Origin of the sequence: Streptomyces sp. PsTaAH-137 (assembly GCF_003259365.1) — a bacterium.
Lineage (GTDB): Bacteria > Actinomycetota > Actinomycetes > Streptomycetales > Streptomycetaceae > Streptomyces.
Genome location: NZ_QLLY01000002.1, coordinates 1 through 17,374 on the forward strand (window position 1 = coordinate 1; position 17,374 = coordinate 17,374).

The 17,374-nt window shown below is 72.8% G+C and carries 18 protein-coding genes; 10 read left to right on the forward strand and 8 right to left on the reverse strand.

The features are described from left to right. Positions 1-288 precede the first annotated feature (288 nt). Positions 289-1,092 carry a class I SAM-dependent methyltransferase gene (locus tag K377_RS03555; RefSeq protein WP_111661649.1) on the reverse strand — a complete coding sequence of 268 codons (804 nt, stop codon included), beginning with the start codon at positions 1,090-1,092 and terminating at the stop codon, positions 289-291. Positions 1,093-1,301: 209 nt separating this feature from the next. On the opposite strand from K377_RS03555, the gene K377_RS03560 reads away from it, so the two are divergent. Next, positions 1,302-2,429, forward strand: a complete 1,128-nt coding sequence (locus K377_RS03560; RefSeq protein ID WP_111661650.1) for a magnesium and cobalt transport protein CorA — start codon at positions 1,302-1,304, stop codon at positions 2,427-2,429. Positions 2,430-2,459: 30 nt separating this feature from the next. Here K377_RS03560 and K377_RS03565 read toward each other — a convergent pair whose 3' ends face one another. Then, positions 2,460-3,104 carry a uridine kinase gene (locus tag K377_RS03565; protein ID WP_111662157.1) on the reverse strand — a complete coding sequence of 215 codons (645 nt, stop codon included), beginning with the start codon at positions 3,102-3,104 and terminating at the stop codon, positions 2,460-2,462. Positions 3,105-3,160: 56 nt separating this feature from the next. Here K377_RS03565 and K377_RS03570 point away from each other — a divergent pair, with 56 nt between their 5' ends. The 4 genes from K377_RS03570 (at position 3,161) to K377_RS03585 (ending at position 7,753) form a co-directional block, all read left to right on the forward strand. Further along, positions 3,161-3,991 (forward strand): DUF2293 domain-containing protein, encoded by an 831-nt coding sequence (locus K377_RS03570; protein ID WP_111661651.1) that lies wholly within the window; start codon positions 3,161-3,163, stop codon positions 3,989-3,991. Positions 3,992-4,124: 133 nt separating this feature from the next. Continuing rightward, complete coding sequence (locus K377_RS03575) at positions 4,125-4,610, forward strand: DUF1772 domain-containing protein (RefSeq protein ID WP_111661652.1); 486 nt, start codon at positions 4,125-4,127, stop codon at positions 4,608-4,610. Positions 4,611-4,715: 105 nt separating this feature from the next. After that, positions 4,716-6,206 carry a glutamate synthase subunit beta gene (locus K377_RS03580; protein ID WP_111661653.1) on the forward strand — a complete coding sequence of 497 codons (1,491 nt, stop codon included), beginning with the start codon at positions 4,716-4,718 and terminating at the stop codon, positions 6,204-6,206. A 53-nt stretch (positions 6,207-6,259) separates the two neighbouring features. Further along, positions 6,260-7,753 carry a PLP-dependent aminotransferase family protein gene (locus tag K377_RS03585; RefSeq protein WP_111661654.1) on the forward strand — a complete coding sequence of 498 codons (1,494 nt, stop codon included), beginning with the start codon at positions 6,260-6,262 and terminating at the stop codon, positions 7,751-7,753. A 126-nt stretch (positions 7,754-7,879) separates the two neighbouring features. Here K377_RS03585 and K377_RS03590 read toward each other — a convergent pair whose 3' ends face one another. Both K377_RS03590 and K377_RS03595 read right to left on the reverse strand, forming a co-directional pair. Beyond that, positions 7,880-8,152, reverse strand: coding sequence for a DUF397 domain-containing protein (locus K377_RS03590; protein WP_111661655.1), 273 nt, complete (start codon positions 8,150-8,152; stop codon positions 7,880-7,882). Then, positions 8,153-9,022: a helix-turn-helix transcriptional regulator gene (locus K377_RS03595; RefSeq protein ID WP_111661656.1), complete on the reverse strand. Its 870-nt coding sequence runs from the start codon at positions 9,020-9,022 to the stop codon at positions 8,153-8,155. A 332-nt stretch (positions 9,023-9,354) separates the two neighbouring features. Between K377_RS03595 and K377_RS03600 the strand changes: the two genes are divergently transcribed. Then, positions 9,355-9,846, forward strand: a complete 492-nt coding sequence (locus tag K377_RS03600) for an ATP-binding protein (RefSeq protein WP_309252208.1) — start codon at positions 9,355-9,357, stop codon at positions 9,844-9,846. Positions 9,847-9,949: 103 nt separating this feature from the next. Next, positions 9,950-10,405 carry a hypothetical protein gene (locus K377_RS03605; protein ID WP_111662159.1) on the forward strand — a complete coding sequence of 152 codons (456 nt, stop codon included), beginning with the start codon at positions 9,950-9,952 and terminating at the stop codon, positions 10,403-10,405. A 262-nt stretch (positions 10,406-10,667) separates the two neighbouring features. On the opposite strand, the gene K377_RS03610 is transcribed toward K377_RS03605, so the two are convergent. Both K377_RS03610 and K377_RS03615 read right to left on the reverse strand, forming a co-directional pair. Next, the gene (locus tag K377_RS03610) at positions 10,668-10,850 is read right to left on the reverse strand and encodes a hypothetical protein (RefSeq protein WP_111661657.1); all 183 of its coding nucleotides are present in this window, start codon (positions 10,848-10,850) and stop codon (positions 10,668-10,670) included. 156 nt (positions 10,851-11,006) lie between these two features. Beyond that, positions 11,007-11,717 (reverse strand): DUF899 domain-containing protein, encoded by a 711-nt coding sequence (locus K377_RS03615; protein ID WP_111661658.1) that lies wholly within the window; start codon positions 11,715-11,717, stop codon positions 11,007-11,009. Between the two features lie 225 nt (positions 11,718-11,942). Here K377_RS03615 and K377_RS03620 point away from each other — a divergent pair, with 225 nt between their 5' ends. Then, positions 11,943-12,782 carry a serine protease gene (locus K377_RS03620; protein ID WP_111661659.1) on the forward strand — a complete coding sequence of 280 codons (840 nt, stop codon included), beginning with the start codon at positions 11,943-11,945 and terminating at the stop codon, positions 12,780-12,782. Between the two features lie 49 nt (positions 12,783-12,831). Here the strand turns inward: K377_RS03620 and K377_RS03625 are convergent, their stop codons facing one another. Further along, positions 12,832-14,634, reverse strand: coding sequence for an FUSC family protein (locus K377_RS03625; RefSeq protein WP_237551510.1), 1,803 nt, complete (start codon positions 14,632-14,634; stop codon positions 12,832-12,834). 125 nt (positions 14,635-14,759) lie between these two features. On the opposite strand from K377_RS03625, the gene K377_RS03630 reads away from it, so the two are divergent. Continuing rightward, positions 14,760-15,302, forward strand: a complete 543-nt coding sequence (locus tag K377_RS03630; protein WP_111662160.1) for a 2'-5' RNA ligase family protein — start codon at positions 14,760-14,762, stop codon at positions 15,300-15,302. Here the strand turns inward: K377_RS03630 and K377_RS03635 are convergent. Further along, positions 15,272-16,090, reverse strand: coding sequence for a nucleotidyltransferase domain-containing protein (locus K377_RS03635; protein WP_111661661.1), 819 nt, complete (start codon positions 16,088-16,090; stop codon positions 15,272-15,274). The genes K377_RS03630 and K377_RS03635 overlap by 31 nt on opposite strands. 342 nt (positions 16,091-16,432) lie before the next feature. Between K377_RS03635 and K377_RS03640 the strand changes: the two genes are divergently transcribed. Then, a complete protein-coding gene (locus K377_RS03640) occupies positions 16,433-17,302 on the forward strand; it encodes a SigB/SigF/SigG family RNA polymerase sigma factor (RefSeq protein ID WP_111661662.1) in 870 nt (289 codons plus the stop codon). Positions 17,303-17,374 lie beyond the last annotated feature (72 nt).

Below are 17,374 nucleotides of genomic sequence, written 5' to 3' on the forward strand. Positions count from 1 at the left end.
GAGTCCCCCGGCCCGCCCCTTCCCGAAACCGGGGCTGCGCCCCTGGACCCCTTCCTGGGGCGGGCGGGGCGCAGGTGTTGAGGGGCTGAGCGAGTGTTGCGCGTGCGGGTGGTGGCGGGCTGGGCGCGCAGTTCCCCGCGCCCCCTTCAAGGCACCCCTGAAAGCCAGCGCTGCCACCATGAACCCCATCCGGACGCCGCCCGCCCGCGGCCCGTGGACGGCTAAGCGCGCAGTTCCCCGCGCCCCTTCAAGGCGCCGGGAGCCCGTCCGGAATTGGCCCGCCCGGTGCTACAGCGGCTTTCTGCCCCACGCCGAGATCAAGGGGGCCGTCGCCAGGTCCATCGAGCCTTCTCGCACGTTGGCCAGGTGGCGGTCGATCTCGGGGTCCGTGGCCAGGTTCGCGGAGACCAGGTCGGCGCGGATCTGTTCGACGGTTGCCGCTTCCAGGGCCGTGCAGGCGGGGGACGTCAGGGGGAAGTACGCGTCGGCCTCCACCTGGTGCAGGCCGGCCGCGCGCAGGAGGCCCGGGAGTTTGCGGCCGTAGCCGAGGTCGGCGCCGCGCTCGGCGAGGAGGGAACGGAAGCCGTGGCGCAGGCGGTTGGCCAGCTGCTGTTCGGGGCCGCTCTCGTCGGGGCAGAGCAGTGGCTGGAGTGCGGGGTCGGCGTCCTCGATCAGGAGACGGCCGCCGGGACGCAACGCCTGGATCATCGACTGGAGCGCCCGCTCCCGGTCCGGGACATGGACCAGGACGAGCCGGGCGTGGATCAGGTCGAAGCTCTCCGCCGGCGGGGCGTCGACGCCGACGTCGTGGCGGCGCACCTCGACCGGTGAACGGGGTGAACTGGTCTGCCAGGACGTGTCGATGTCGGTGGCGAGCACGCGGCCGGTCGGACCGACCTGCCGGGCGAGCCAGGACACCACCGAGGTGCCGCCGGCGCCGACCTCCCAGCAGCGCCAGCCGGATCCGATGCCGAGCCGCTCGATGTGGCGGAACGTCGTGGGGTCGAACAGCGTCGACAGCGCGTCGAACCGCTGGCCCGCCTCGGGCTGCTGATTGTCGAGAAGGTATGCGTGGCCGCCGGTTGGAGTCATGTCCCGATCATCCCAGCCTCACTCCGTATACCGGGCATTTGACCTGGCCGCGGACGTCTCCACAGAGATCCACCGGAGCGGAATGCTCCGTTCCCACAGGGCTCGACACGACGTCGGCGATCGCTGGCAGACTGGCTCGCCAGGTCGTCCTCACGACAGGACGGCGGCCAGGTACCAGCACGTACGAACAGCGGCGCAAGGAGCCGAGCATGTCGATGGCGGGCAATCTGCGAAGGGTCGGCAGCCTGCGCAGGGTGGGCGGTCTGCGGAGAGTCGCGCGTCTGGCACGCAGACGGCCTCGGGTCGACCTGAGTCACCCGGCGCGCTCCCCTCTCGGGTCGGCGGTGGTCAACTGCGTGACGTACCGCGACGGGCGGCGGGAGACGGGCGGGCGGGACCTCGTCGAGGCGGTGCGCGCGGTGCGCAAGGCCGACGACGGGTTCGTGTGGCTCGGTCTGCACGAACCGTCGGAGCTGGAGTTCGCCGACATCGCGGAGCTGTTCGATCTGCACCCGCTCGCCGTGGAGGACGCGGTCCACGCGCATCAGCGGCCGAAGGTCGAGCGGTACGGGACGACACTGTTCGCCGTCCTGAAGACGGTCTGCTACGTCGAGCACGCGGAGTTGACGGCCACCAGCGAGGTCGTCGACACCGGCGAGATCATGGTGTTCGTCGGCCATGACTTCGTCATCACGGTGCGGCACGGACGGCACGGTTCGCTCGGGCCCGTGCGGGAGTCGCTGGAGGCGAATCCGGAGCAGCTCGCGAAGGGCCCCGCCGCGGTGCTGCACGCCATCGGGGACAGCGTGGTCGACGACTATCTGACGGTGATCGACGAGGTCCAGGCGGACATCGACGAGGTCGAGACGGAGGTCTTCGCGCGGAACGGGGCACGGGCCGACCCCGGCCGGATCTACCAGCTCAAGCGGGAGCTGCTGGAGTTGAAGCGGGCGGTGGCGCCGCTGTCCCGGCCGGTGCTCGAGCTGGCGAGCCGGCCTTTCCCGGCCGTGCCGCCCGAGATACAGGCGTACTTCCGCGATGTGTCCGACCACCTGCTGCGGGCGGTGGAGCAGATAGCGGCGTTCGACGAACTGCTCAACTCGATTCTCCAGGCCCATCTCGCGCAGGTGACGGTCGCGCAGAACGAGGACATGCGCAAGATCACGGCGTGGGCGGCGATCGTCGCGGTGCCGACGATGGGCTGCGGGATCTACGGCATGAACTTCGATCACATGCCGGAGCTGCACTGGCGGTTCGGCTATCCGCTCATGCTGTCCGTCATCGCCGCGATCTGTTTCGTGGTGTACCGGGGCTTCAAGCGCAACGGGTGGTTGTGAGGGCGGGGCGCTCCTCGGGCCGGCCGCCGGTCAGCCGCCGTTCCACGCGGGGTGGCGGGGGTCGTCGGCGCGGATGACGACGTCGGCGTTCTCGGCGGGCGCGGTCTCGGTGTCGTAGCGGGCGAACGCCGGGAGTGTCCAGTGGTCGGGCTCGGGGGTGCGGCGGCGCAGGGCGCCGGGCGACAGGCTCACGTGGACCGTCAGGTCGAAGGGGAACCAGTGGTTCAGGAGGAGGGGGCCATGGAGCAACAGGGCGCCGCCCGGCGCGAGTCGGACCGGGGCGCTGCGGGTGGCGCGGTCGGTGGCCGGGTCCCACAGGTCGGGCAGGACGCAGCCCGTGCCGTCCGGTTCGAGGGGACCGAAGACCTCGCGCCACAGCGCGCCGGTGTCGAACCAGCTGGAGTAGTACGCCTCCACGTCCTCGTGCCCGTACTCGTAGCGGAGGGAGGCAGGACGCAGGAAGCCGTCCGTCGCGACGGCCAGCGAAGACCGGCCGCGCACGCGCAGCGCCTCGTGGACCCGGGCCGCGAGATCGCCGGGGCGGGCGGCCGGGGCGCCGTCGAAGGCGACCTTCGGCCAAGGGCTGCCGTCTGACGGTTTCAGGTCGAGCAGGCGCTCGGCGAGGGCGTCGCCGAGCCGTTCCCAGGTGATCGCTTCGAGTCGCACAGGGTCCATGATGCCGGGCGGCACGAGAGCGGTCGCCGGGTGGCCGGGGTGGGCATGACGTCGGTATGAGCGGCGTCGATCCTCCCTTTCCCGTCACGCGCGGCCCCCTTGTCTTCCAGCCGGTCAAGCGGCGGCGGTGCGGCGCGTGCCGGAGCGGGCCGCTCGCGCTGCTGGTGCTCGAGGACGGGCAGCCGCGCTGTCTGGACTGCGCGGACCTGGGTCATCTGGTGTTTCTGCCGCGCGGCGACAGCGCACTGACCAGGCGGGCGAGGGAGGAGAGCGGGCTTTCGGCGGTCGTGGTGCGGTTCCACCGGCGGCGGGGGCGTTACGAGCGGCAGGGGGTGCTGGTCGAGGAGGGCGGGCTCGCGCGGGCCGAGGCGCGATGTCTGGCCGACGCGGAGGCGCGGTCGCGGCGCCGGGAGCGGGATGCGGCGCGCCGGGCGGTGGAGGACGTGCGGTTCGTGGCGGCGTTCGCGGCGGAGATCCGGCGGCTGTTCCCCGGGTGCCCCGAGGTGCGGGCCCGGGCCATCGCCGGGCATGCCGGGTTGCGCGGCAGCGGACGGGTCGGGCGGAGCGCGGCGGGGCGGGCGCTGTCCGAGGGTGCGGTGACGGCGGCCGTGCGGGCCGCGGTGCGGCACGGGGACACGCCGTACGACCGGTTGCTGATGGCGGGGGTGGCACGGAGGGAGGCACGGAGTCGGGTCGGCGGGACGGTGCGGGCGGTGCTCGACGGGTGGACGGCGGGTGAAGCGGCGGGTGCGGGTGAGGCGATGGGTGAGGCGGCGGGTGCGGGTGCCCCGATGGACTCGGCCGACCCAGCGGGGTCGTGCGATCCAGCGAGGTCGGGCGAGGTGACGGACTCCGGCGATTCCGGCGATCCGGGCCGGACGACATGATCGCGTGATCGAACGTGATGGTTTCGGTATACGGAAGCTGTGCATACATGAACGGAAACCGCTCCCCCTACATGCACATGTGCGGCATGATCCCTACACATAACAGTCAGGGGGACGGACCAGGGGGCAGAGGATGATCGAGGGGCCGTACTTCGTTCTGGTGGTGCTCGGGGCGTTGTGGTGCGGGGTCGCGGCCGGGGTGTTCATCGCGTTCTCGACCCTGGTGATGCGCGGACTCGGCGCGTTGCCGGCCGCGCGCGGGATCGCCGCGATGAACGCGATCAATGTGGCCGCGATGACCCCCGCCTTCATGGTCGTCTTCATGGGTGCGGCCCTGCTGTGCGCGGTGATCGCGGTCGTGACGTTCGTGCTCTGGCCGGACCCGGGGACGGCCGCGCTGCTGCTGGGCTGTGCGCTGTATCTGGCGGGATCGTTCGGGGTGACCATCGTGGCGAACATCCCGCGCAACGACGCGCTCGCCGAGCTGGCCGGTGACGAGGAGTCCGAGAGCAGCGCGGCGTACTGGCGCCGGTACCTGAGCGAGTGGACCCTGTGGAACCACGTGCGGGGCGGCGCCGCGCTCGCCGCGTCGGCCGCGTTCGTCCTCGCTCTGACCTGAGACGCGGCCCGCGCGCGGCCCGGACGTCCCGGCCCGGCGGAACGGGCAGGGCGCGCCGACCCGACGTATCGTGGCGCAAAGGGGTCACAGCGCAGGGAGAGGGCCATGGCCGACCCCAAGGGCTTTCTCACCACACCGCGCCGGGAAGCACCGCGCCGCCCGGTCGAGGAGCGGGTGCGCGACTGGGACGAGGTCTACGTCCCCGGCGGGCTGCTGCCGATCGTCGGCGCGCAGGCGGACCGGTGCATGGACTGCGGGATCCCGTTCTGCCACGAGGCGTGCCCCCTGGGGAATCTGATCCCGGAGTGGAACGAGTTGGTCGCGCGGGACGACTGGCGCGCCGCGAGCGAGCGGCTGCACGCCACCAACAACTTCCCCGAGTTCACCGGGCGGCTGTGTCCCGCGCCCTGCGAGGCGGGCTGCGTCCTCGCCATCAACCAGCCCGCGGTGACCATCAAGAACGTGGAGGTGGCGATCGCCGACCGGGCCTGGGACGAGGGCTTCGTCGCCGCGCGGCCGCCGGAGCGGCTGAGCGGGCGGACCGTCGCCGTCATCGGTTCGGGGCCCGCCGGGCTCGCGGCGGCGCAGCAGTTGACGCGTGCGGGGCACACCGTCGCCGTGTACGAGCGGGACGACCGGGTGGGCGGGCTGCTGCGGTACGGGATCCCGTCCTTCAAGATGGAGAAGCGCCAACTGGATCGCAGGGTGGCGCAGTTGGTGGCCGAGGGCGTTCGGTTCCGTACGTCCGTGGAGATCGGGCGGGATCTCGGCGCCGACCGGCTGCGGGCCCGGTACGACGCCGTGGTCGTCGCCACCGGGGCGACGGCCTGGCGTGAACTGGACGTACTGGGGCGTGAGTTGGCCGGGGTTCATCAGGCGATGGAGTACCTGCCGCTCGCCAACCGGGTCGGCGAGGGCGATCTGGCGGTGTCGCCGCTCACCGCGGAGGGGAAGCACGTCGTCATCGTCGGCGGCGGGGACACCGGGGCGGACTGCCTGGGCACGGCGGTGCGGGAACGGGCGGCGTCCGTCTCGCAGTTGGACATCTACGCCCAGCCCGGTGACGTGCGCGACGAGGAGGCCGAGCCCTGGCCGACGTATCCGAAGCTGTACCGCCTTTCGGCCGCCCACGAGGAGGCGGGTGAGCTGCGGACCGCCCCGGCCGCCGACGCGGACGCGCGGCTCTTCGCGGCGTCGACGCTCCGCTTCACCGGCGACGCGGACGGGCATGTGCGCCAGGTGCATCTGGTCGAGGTGGACGCGGGGCGCAGGCCGCGGGTCGGGACGGAGCGCGGGCTGCCCGCCGATCTGGTGCTGATCGCGCTCGGGTTCCACGGTCCGGAGCGCCGGGCCGGCGGGCTCGGGGACCAGTTGGGGCTGGGGATCGGCGAGCGGGGCGGGTTCGCGCGGGACGCCGCGTTCGCGACCGAGGTGCCGGGGGTGTTCGTCGCCGGGGACGCGGGGCGGGGGCAGTCGCTCGTGGTGTGGGCCATCGCGGAGGGGCGGGCCGCCGCCGCGGCGGTCGACCGGTGGCTGACGGGGTCGACGCGGCTGCCGGTGCCGATCGGGGCGCACGACCGGCCCATGGGCGTATGAGGAGAACGCCGGCGGCCGGGCGTTGTCAGTGACCGTCTGTAGGGTGCGGCTTCATGACGGGATCGGGGGCGGGGCAGGGCCCGGAGCGGGGGCCGACGGCGGGCTCGTGGGTCGACACGGCGGAGCGCGTCGGGGTCGATCTGCACCTGGAGTTGCCGGGTTCGGGGAGCCGGCGGGGTGCGCTGGCGGACGCGTTGCGGGACTCCGTGCGGTCCGGGCGGCTGTCGCCCGGGACCCGGCTGCCGCCGTACCGCGCGCTCGCCGCCGACCTCGGGGTCGCCCGCAACACGGTCGCCGACGCCTATGCCGAGCTCGTCGCGGAGGGCTGGCTCACCGCGCGCCAGGGTTCGGGGACACGGGTCGCGGAGCGGGCCCGGCCGCTGGGCGGGGCCGGGCGGGCGCCGGAGGATGCGCCGGTACGGGATCCGGGGCCGGCGCACGATCTGCGGCAGGGAGCGCCGGACGCGTCGGCGTTCCCCCGGGCGGCGTGGGCGGCGGCGTACCGGCGGGCCCTGAACGCCGCGCCCGCCGCCGCTTTCGGGCCCGGCGACCCGCAGGGCCGGATCGAGCTGCGCACCGCTCTCACCGAGTACCTGGCCCGCTCGCGCGGAGTACGCGCCGATCCCGGACGCATCGTCGTCTGCTCCGGGTTCGCGCACGCGCTGCGGCTGCTCCACGGCGAGAAGGTGCTGCGCGGGCCGCTCGCGGTGGAGGAGTACGGGCTGTCGTTCCACCGTGAGCTGCTGCACGGGGCGGGGGTGCGGACGGTTCCGCTCACGGTCGACGAACACGGGGCGCGGGTGGCGGAGTTGAGCGCGCTCGGGAGTGGTGTGCGCGGGGTGCTGCTCACCCCGGCGCACCAGTTCCCCACCGGCGGGCCGTTGCACCCGGAGCGGCGGGCCGCCGTGGTGGACTGGGCGCGCGGGCGCGGCGGTCTTGTGCTGGAGGACGACTACGACGGGGAGTTCCGCTACGACCGCAAGCCCGTCGGGGCGGTGCAGGGCCTCGATCCCGAGCACGTCGTGTACGTCGGGTCGGTGAGCAAGAGCCTCTCCCCCGCGCTGCGGCTGGGGTGGATGGTGCTGCCGGGACATCTGGTGCGGGATGTCGTCGCGGCCAAGGGCGAGCGGGAGCAATGGGCGAGCGCGCTCGACCAGTTGGCGCTCGCCGAGTTCCTGGCGTCAGGGGCGTACGACCGGCATGTACGGAGGATGCGGCAGCGTTACCGGGCGCGCCGGGATCTGCTGGTGAGGGCGCTGGCCGAGCGGGCGCCGTGGGCCGAGGTGGGCGGGGTCGCGGCGGGGCTGCACGCCGTGGTGCGGTTGCCCTCCGGGCGGGAGCGGGAGGTGCTCCTCGCCGCGCGGGCGCGGGGCATCGCGGTGGAGGGGCTGACGGCGTTCCGGCACCCGGAGGCCACGGGCGGGGACGGGGACACGGGCCACGATCCGGGCGGCGACGGCCTGGTCGTCGGCTGTGCGGCGGCGGCCGAGCGGGCCTACGGAGCGGCCGTCGAGGCGTTGTGCGAAGTGCTGGAGCGAGTGGGCTGAGCCGACCCGCGGAGCCCGACTCGGCGAGCGGCACCGACCCGGGAAGCGAACCCCGGGAGCCGACGCACCGAGCGAACCCGGCGATCGGCACCGGTCCACTCGGCGCGGCAGCGGAGGGAGCCCGGTTCAGGACAGCAGAAAGTCCGCGGCCCCGGCCTTGGCCCCCTCGATGAACGCGGAGATCTCGCTGAGCGTGTAGATCAGTGCCGGACCGTCCGGGTCGGAGGACTGGCGGACGGCGACCCGGCCGTCGGCCAGCTTCATCGCTTCGAGGCAGTTGCCGCCGTTGCCACCGCTCCAGGGCTTGTGCCAGCCTTCGCCGCCGAGGTCACGCGCGGGCATGCCGTTGTAGACCGGCTCTCCGTCGACTCCTCGTATCCGGTCCTTGATCTGGTCCATTCACAGCTCCTTGCGGAGATCGCTGAGGATCTCCTTTGTGCGTGGTGCGGTTGCGGCATGTGCCGCCATGCGGTCCATGACCTCCAGGTGGGTGGCCACCTCGGGGCGCGCGTCGAGATAGACGGCGCCGGTCAGGTACTCGCTGTAGACCATGTCGGGCAGTTCCGGCACGGCGAACCGGAACAGCACGAAGGGTCCGTAGGTGCCCGGGTGCGGCCCGGACGCGAACTGGGCGACCTGGAGCGTCACGTTCGGCAGCTCGGTGACGTCGAGCAGCCGGTCGAGCTGGCCGCGCATCACCGCCGCGTCGCCGACCGGGCGGCGCAGCGCCGTCTCGTCCATGACCATCCACAGACGCGGCGCGTCCTCCCGGGTGAGCAGGGCCTGGCGCTGCATGCGCAGGGCGACGTGCCGCTCGACGAGGCCCGGGTCGTCGACCAGTGCGCGGCCGATCGCTCCGGACTTCAGCACTCCGCGCGCGTACTCCTCGGTCTGCAGCAGTCCGGGCACGAAGTGCGGTTCGTACGACCTGATGAGGGACGCGGCGCCCTCCAGGCTCACGTACATCGAGAACCAGCCGGGCAGGATGTCGTGGAACCTCTGCCACCAGCCCGGCTTGTTCGCGTCCTCGGCGAGCTGCACGAAGGCGTCGGCCTCGGTGTCGGTGACGCCGTAGGACTTCAGGAGCATCTGGAGGTACGGAATCTTGAGCGCGACCTCGGCGGTCTCCATGCGGCGGACCGTCGCGGCGGTTACACGGAGTACCTTCGCCGCGTCCTCGCGCTTGAGGCCCGCGGCCTCGCGCAGGTCCTGGAGACGGCGCCCGAGAACGACCTGGCCGACCGTCGGCGCGGACCGCGGTTCACTCACGCCGCATCCCTCCCAGCAGTCCGACCCGTCGTCCGACCCGTTGTCCCGTGTCTGAAGTCAGCCGCGCCCAGACGCGCACGACCGTGCGGGAAAGCCGAAAACCGGCCGTTCAGAGGCCGATCACCGGTTCGTTCCCACACGGTTCGCATCCAGGAGCCGCCGTGCGGCGGGCTGTTGCCAGCAGTCTGCCATGCCCGCTCCGCCAGGCACACTGCACTCTGCACTTTTCAGAGTGGCTCTTGCCAAGTGTTCACGACGGGGCGATAGTGGCAAGCGTGATTCCGTCCGCGCCCTTAGGAACAGCAGCCGACGAAGCTACGCTCGGTGACCGTTTGGGTACGTCGCCCTTGTTCTCGGTCCGCCGCAGCAGCTTCGAGCTGGCCCCCCACCCGGGCTCCGCCGCACAGGCCCGGCGCATGACGCGCACCCAGCTGACCGGGTGGGGCGCGTGCGAGGACACCTGTGACGCGGCGGCCCTCGTCGTGTCGGAGCTGGTCACGAACGCCATCGTGCACACCGCCAGCCGCCGCATCCACTGTGAGCTGCACGATCTGCGCGGCGACGGAGACGGGGAGCGCGTGCGTATAAGCGTGCGTGACGAAGGACGGATGCCGGGCGACACCAGCCCCGCCGGCCGGATCGCGCCCGAGGAGGAGCACGGCAGAGGGCTGCTCCTGGTCGCCGCGGTCTCCACGGCGTGGGGCGCCCAGGAGACCGGCCCCGGCCTGCTGGTCTGGGCGGAGCTGCCGCGGCAGGCCGGCGCCGGGGGCACGGACCCCGGACCCGTGCCGGACGCGCCCGGCGCAGGCGGGTGGGCCTGGTGAGGCCGACGCCTCGACACAGACCGGACGCCTCGGCCTGACGCCGGTGTGAACCACCGCCCGGACCGGCCGGGTGACGATCGACAAGCGTGCTGAACGGGAACGGATGGGCGTGGTGACGACGGGCACTTTGCGGACGATGCAGCTGGACTCGCTGGTCGGACTCACCCGGCGACGGCGTACTCCGCATCCGCATCCACCCGCACCCGTGCGTCTGACCGTGCCGGACGGCATGACCGCGCCGCTCGGCTGCGACGCGGTGGCCGTGCCCGAGAGTTTCGCCCGCGCGATGACGCGGCGGCTGCCCCGGATGGGGTGTGTGTACGCGGCCGAGGGGCACTGGTGGTGGCTCGTGCCGTCGGACTCGGACGTGGCGCTCGAATGGCCGGCTCCGGCGCGCTACACGGCGGGCGCCGTGGTGCCGGACGCGGCGCGGGTCCCGGACCTCATCCACTGCCCCGAGAGCGCGGTGCCCTACACCCCGCCGATTCCGCTGTATCTGGCGCTGTGCCGGGTGACGGGGACGACACCCGCCTGGTCCCGGTCGGTGGGCACGTCGTGAGCGGCGCCTGAGGAGTGCCCGCCGACCGGGACCAGGCGGGTGACGGCTGCACGCCGGCGAGGACGTCGGGGCTCCCGCTCCCGGCGTCCCGCGCCGAGTCCCCCGTCCGCGAGGTTCGGCCCTGTCGGCCCGGACGGCCCCGATCGAATTTTTCGTGAAGGACGTGAACGACCGGTGGTGCCACCACCGTAGCCGCGCACCGGCGCCGCGTCTCTGCTCCGGGCGCCGTTGGTGACGTGCACAGGTCACCATCCGGCCATGCTCAGGCCACCGGCTGCGGCGCCGCCTCTCGTACGATCACGAGGAACGCGTCGGTCGCCAGATCCATGACCACCTCGGCCGGCCTGCCCTCCAGTCGGCACCGGTTCGCGAACTCCTCGGCGGGCCAGGAGCCGCGGGGCCCTCCGGCCGGGAAACGCTGCAGCACCACTCGTCCGTTGATCATCGCTCTTCCCTGTCCCCCGTGTCGTACCTGAAGCCCGGGCTCCGGTACGGTCCCGGCGCCCTGTGTGAAGGAGAACGCTGACAGGGCCGGTGAGGACTCGCAACGTGACGAGAATGACACCGAGTTGAGACGAGGTCAGGTCGTACGGGACGGCCGTCAGTCGACGTACTCGTCGTGATACCGCACGCGTGCACTGCCCGCGGGCGCCCCGAGGGACGTCGCCCGCCCCTCCGGTTTCTCCCACGCCTCCTGCCGGCCGAGGGCGGTGAGATCCAGGAGGTTCGAGGTGAAGCCGATGTTGTCCAGGCCGCGGTCGAAGGCCGAGTACGTGTGGAAGATCCGCTCGCCCGTGCGCAGGAAACAGCTCAGCCCGGGCCGCTCCTGAAGGCCGCCGTCCCCGCTCGCCCCGTCCCGCTCGCCCTGGACGGTGGCGCCGAAGTCCTGGTTGAAGTCGCTCAGATGGGAGGAGTACCAGGGCAGGGTCCAGCCGAGGCGTGCCTTGAACGGCAGGATCTTGGTGAACGGGGCCCGGGAGACCGCCGCGAACGCCGTGCCGCGGGCCCGCAGATGGGCCAGGTGGCCGATCTGGTCGAGGAATCCGGAGCAGCTGGCGCAGCCCGCGTCCCACTCCGGCGCGAACATGAAGTGGTAGACGACGAGTTGGGACCGCCCCTCGAACAGGTCGAGGAGTTCGGCCTTGCCGTCCGGGCCTTCGAGGACGTACGCCTTGTCGATCTCCACCATGGGCAGCTCGCGCCGCCGGGTGTTCAGCGCGTCGCGCGCCCGGGTCGCCGCCTTCTCCAGGACGAGCAGCTCGTCGCGCGCCGCCTGCCACTCCTCGCGGGTGACCACCTTCGGCAGCCCCATGGTTCCTCCTCGGATCGGGTCTCTCGTGGGGGTGACCGGGCGGGCACGCGGAACTCATCGGTCCCGCAAGGAAAATCTTCGAGGAGTCCCGGGGCCCTCGGAAACCGCGTCCGCTGAGAACGCACTGTTGTCCGCTGAGCCGTACGCCATCACAATGCTCATGCCAACACGGCAGAGGTACACCCCACCCATGCACCACTCTCGGCACGGGAGAGGACCCCCCACATGAAGAAGCCACTCGCCGCCGCGGTCTTCGGCGTCGCACTGATCGGCGCAACGGCCGCTCCGGCCATGGCCGCTGACGACGCGTCGGCCGCCGCCCCCGGAGTCACGGCGGTCTCCTTCGCGGGCACCGTCGCACTCAGCAACTGTTCCGGCTCCGTCGTCCGCGTCCCCAACTCCAAGGCGTCGGACCCGGCTCTGGTGATGTCGAACGGCCACTGCCTGGAGTCCGGCTTCCCGGGTCCGGGCGAGGTCCTGGTCAACAAGGCGTCGTCCCGGACGTTCAGCCTCCTGAACTCCGCCGGCAGCAAGGTCGCCACGCTGCGCGCGAGCAAGGTGGCGTACGGCACGATGACGGACACGGACGTCTCGCTCTACCAGCTCACCTCCACGTACGCGCAGATCGAGAGCTCGTACGGGATCAAGGCCCTGGAACTGTCGGCGGCGCACCCGACGCAGGGCACGGCGATCAGCGTGGTCTCCGGTTACTGGAAGAAGAAGTACAACTGCTCGATCGACGGCTTCGTCTACCGTCTGAAGGAGGGCTCGTGGACCTGGAAGGACTCGGTCCGCTACACCTCTGCCTGCCAGACGATCGGCGGCACGTCCGGCTCCCCTGTCCTCGACCAGGCGACGGGCAAGGTCGTCGCGGTGAACAACACCGGTAACGAGGACGGCCAGCAGTGCACGGACAACAACCCGTGCGAGGTGGACGAGAGCGGCAAGGTGACGGTGCGCCAGGGCATCAACTACGCGCAGGAGACGTACGGGATCGTGCCGTGCGTCGTCGCGGGCAACAAGATCGACCTGTCGGCACCGGGGTGTGCGCTCCCCAAGCCGTGACGCACGCGGCCGGGCGCTCTCCTTCCGGAGGACGCCCGGCTCCCGGCGGTCAGGCGGCCAGTTCCGCGAGGATCCCGTCGATCCGTTCGGCGCACTGCGGCGGGACGCGTCCGGTGTCGTCGACCTGGACCGCGCACGCGGTGGTGGTGTCGACGAGCCGTTCCAGGACGACGGTCACCCGGTGCGCCCCGTCCGAGTGCCGGGCCACGACGGGCAGTTCCGCGGCGGCGAGCTCGACGGCGGCCCGGGCCTGGGCCAGCGTCCGGTACGCCTCGCGGCGCAGCGCCCACCGCCTGGCCCGGTCCTGCGGCCGCCCGGAGTCCTCGCTCAGAACGTGCCGTACGTAGGCCTGGGCGGCCTCGCGCGCGACGGCGACCCGCACCCGTACGCCGCCGCCGCGGTGGGCGCCGGGCCCCGGAAGGTGCCCGGCGACCAGCACGATGGCGCAGGCGAGCAGCGTCTCGGTGATCCGGCCCACCGACGCCTGCGGCTCCCCGCCCGCCATCACGAGGGACAGCACGAGCACGGTGACGACCGCGGTCTGCGCGGCGAAGTGCCGGGTGGCCACGGGGATCAGCGCCCCGCACAGCGCCACGAGCGCGACGAGCCCGCCCGGGTGGGGCAGCAGCGCGGCGAGTCCGGCGAACGCGGCGGCGCCCGCGACGGTTCCGGCGGCCCGGCACAGGGCGCGCGAGGCGAGCGGCCCCAGGTCGGGCTTGACGAGGAAGACGGCGGTGGCGGGCAGCCAGTACCAGTGCAGCGGGTGCAGGGCCTGGGCGACGGCGGCGCTGGCCCCGAAGGAGAGCCCGACGCGGACCCCGTACTCGCGCCCGCCGGGCCCGGCCGCCCTGCCGAGCACCGTTCGCGGGCTGTTCCCACGGCGCGGCTGGGCGGGTGCCCGGCCACCGTCGAACACCTCGGCGGCCCGCAGCAGCGCCTCGTCGAGCGCGCGCAGCCCCGCCTCGCAGCGGGTGGGCGCGGGCAGCGGCCCCACCGCGGACCCGGTCCGCACGGCGGCGGCGAGCCGGCGCGGCCCTTCCGCGGCCCGCTCGGGCACGGTGTTCCCGGCCCAGGCCAGCGCGGTGGCGGCCTCGGCGAGCGGCAGCGCGGCGACGTACTGCGCCCGCAGCCGCCGGGCCGCGGCGCCGTCGCCGCGCAGGGCGTCCTGCGCCTGGTCGAGCGCGGCGGTCAGGGCGGCGCGGCGGGCCCGGGCGTCGGTCGTGCCGGCAGCCTCGATGAGCTGGGCCACGGCGTCGTACACGGCGGCGACGGCGAAGCGCTCACCGTCGTAGAGGTATCCGAGGCCGGGGCTCCGGCGTACGGCAGGCGAGGGCAGGGCGACGCGCAGGGCGATCAGCCACGCGGCGCCGCCCACGAAGAGCAGCGCCCGCTGCCATCCGGCCTCCGGCAGCGGCATCCCGGCGCCGATGGCGACGGTCACCAGGAGTTGCGTACCGGCGGCGGACGCGACGGGTCCGACGGCGCTGAACGCCCCGCCGACGAGTCCGAGCAGGGTGAACGCGGCGACGATCACCACCCCGTACCCGAACCCGGCGCCGCCTCCCGCGAAGGTGCTGAGGGCCGTTCCGACGACCATGCCCGCGCCGCCGGCGAGCGCGGGCCCGCCGAGCCGGGTGAGGGCGGCGAGCCGGGGTCCCGGCCGGTCGTTGACTCCGGCGAGCATGGCGCCGAGGGCGAGGAGGACGCCGCTGGACGGGCTTCCGGCGAGGACACCGGCCAGCAGCAGCGGACCCGCGGCGAGCGCGCCGCGCACGACGGCGGGCCACGGGACCGGGGCGTGCTGGGCGCGCAGGGCGTGGCCGAGCCACGGGGGAAGCGGGCGGCGGGGCAAGACGGGCTCCTGTCGTACACGGGGGTACCGGACGACATCGGCCAGACCTGAACTGGTCCTTCTACGGTAACGGCAGTTCATGGAGGGGAAGGAACGCCCGCATTTCCGCAATGTGACACTTGACCGTGCCCACACCGCCCCCTGACGAATCCGCCGACGGCTGGCCGGACGCGCCCGGCGACACGGCGCTCACGATCCACGTCCCCGAGGCCGACCACCTGGTCCGCACCCCGGCGCGGGCGCATGTGACGGTCCTCTATCCGTTCCTGCCGCTGCCACGGATCACCGGGGAGACGGACGGGGCGCTGCGTGGTCTGTTCTCGGCGGTCCCGGCCTTCACCCTCACGTTCGACGGGCTGTCCCGCTGGCCGGGCGTCCTCTATATGGCGCCGTCCCCCGCCGACCCGCTGCGCGCGCTCACGAAGGCCCTGCGGCAGAAGTGGCCGGAAGCGGTCCCCTATCGCGGGGTCTTCGGCGACGACGGGCTCGACCCGCATCTGACCCTGGCGAGCGGCGACGGCACCGACGGCCTCCCCGACGCCGACTTCACTCCGCGTCTCCCGCTCCGGGCGGCGGTCACCGAGGTGCGGCTGATCGTGTCGGACGGCGCCGGAACCCCGTGGCGGGACGTGCGCGCCTATCCCTTGGGAGCTTCGGGCACCGTCTGAAGGGCTTCGGCGACGGCGGCGGCCAGCAGCTCCTCGGCCCGGTCGACGAGTTCGACGAGCCCGAGGCCGGGGTCGGTGACGATGGCGTCGACGGCGCGCAGCCCGGCCCGCTCCAGCAGCCGCTTCTCGTTGGTCACCCACTCCCCGCGCGCGGCGAGCACCGCGTGCGCGGCCGACATCGCGGCGACGGCGACGGCCCCGACGACCTCGGTCCGCCCACCCTTCGGCGCGTTCCCGACGCGCGCGTAGTGCAGGGTGATCCGGGCGCGCCCCCACCACTCCTCGGGCGCGGTGCGGCGCAGCGCGTCCGGGTAGCCGTCGGGTCGCGGCGCCGTGCCGCGCAGGACGCGGTTGACGGCAAGCTCGGCGACGACGAGGTAGCTCGGGATTCCCGCGAGGTGGAACATCAGCGACTCCACCCGGAACCGCCCCTCCTCGGCGTCGGCCAGGATCCGCTCGATGTCGTCGAGGTCCCGGTAGTGCACGTCGACGCGGCGCCCCTCGACGTCGAACCAGCCCCCGCCGTTGAAGACCCCGCCGCCCCAGCCGCCGATCTCGGTCGCCTCCCCCTCCCAGCCGGCCGCTCGCAGATGCCGCGGCGCGAACAGCCCCTCGCTCCCCCTGTAGTAGACGGCGGTGTCCCAGTCGCTGTCGGGCGTGTGGGTGCCCTGGGCGCGGGAGCCGCCGAGGGCGACGGCGTGGACTCCGGGGAGGGCGGCCAGGATGTCGGCGAGACGGTCGAGGAAGGCGGGGTCGGCGGCGGCCTTGTCGTCGGTCGGTACGGGCATGGAGGCACCGTAACCGTCGGCCTCCGCCCTTGCCGCCCGATTTTCCGGGCGCCGGGCTCAGCTCACCGGCACACCGCCGCACGCGACTTCGGGCCGCCCTGCACACAAAATCCACACACTTCGATCGCGGGACCATCAACCGCATCCAGAAACCGTGGCGTTGGCGAAGGAGATGGGGTCGGACCAGCAGGGACCGGCCGCCGCCCGCGCCCGCGCAGGCGGCGCACGCCGTGGAAGGCCGCCACAAGACTCGCCGTATCGTATGTATGTACGCAAGAGACGGGGGTAACCGCAGGCGTGCGGGGAGATTTGTTCACACGACGAGAGGCAGGACTGGCGGCAATGAGTACCGTGGCAGTTCACGAACAGGCGCACATCACGGCCGATCAGGTCGAGGCGAGTCTGATCGAGCGCGCCTACGCCGATCCCGCCTCCGTGCGGCCGAAGGACGCCCGCGAGCTGGGCAAGCACTTCTTCGACCGGCTCACCCAGCTCGAAGAGGGCACGCACGAGTACAGCTACGTGCGCAATGTGCTCATCGAGATGAACCTCTCCCTGGTGCGGTACGCGGCCTCGCGCTTCAAGCACCGCGGCCAGGAGGAGATGGAGGACATCGTCCAGGTCGGCACGATCGGCCTGATCAAGGCGATCGACCGGTTCGAGCTGACCCGCGAGGTCGAGTTCACCTCCTTCGCCGTTCCTTACATCGTCGGCGAGATCAAGCGCTTCTTCCGCGACACCTCGTGGGCCGTGCACGTGCCGCGCCGGCTCCAGGAGGCGCGGATAGAGCTCTCCAAGGCCACGGAGGAGCTGCACACCCGGCTGGGCCGCTCGCCCTCGACGGCCGAGCTGGCCGAGCTGATGCAGCTCGACGTGTCGGAGGTCGCCGAGGCGCAGAAGGCGTCCAACGGCTACAACAGCGTCTCCCTCGACGCGGCGGTCAACGGGTCGGACGACGAGTCCGACACCATGCTCGCCGACTTCATCGGCGTCGACGAGGACCGCTTCGAACTCGTCGAGAACTTCCACTCCCTGGCGCCGCTGGTCGCCGATCTGGACGAGCGTGACCGTCGCCTGATCCACCTGCGCTTCGTCGAGGAGCGCACGCAGCAGGACATCGCGGACGAGCTCGGCTACTCGCAGATGCACGTCTCCCGCCTGATCACCAAGGTGGTGGGCAAGCTCCGTGCCGGCCTGATGGCCGCCGAGTAATACCCCGCGCGCCTTCTCCTCCCAAGGCTCTGCGCCGCCCGTTCGAACGGGCGGCGCAGAGCCTTTTCGGTG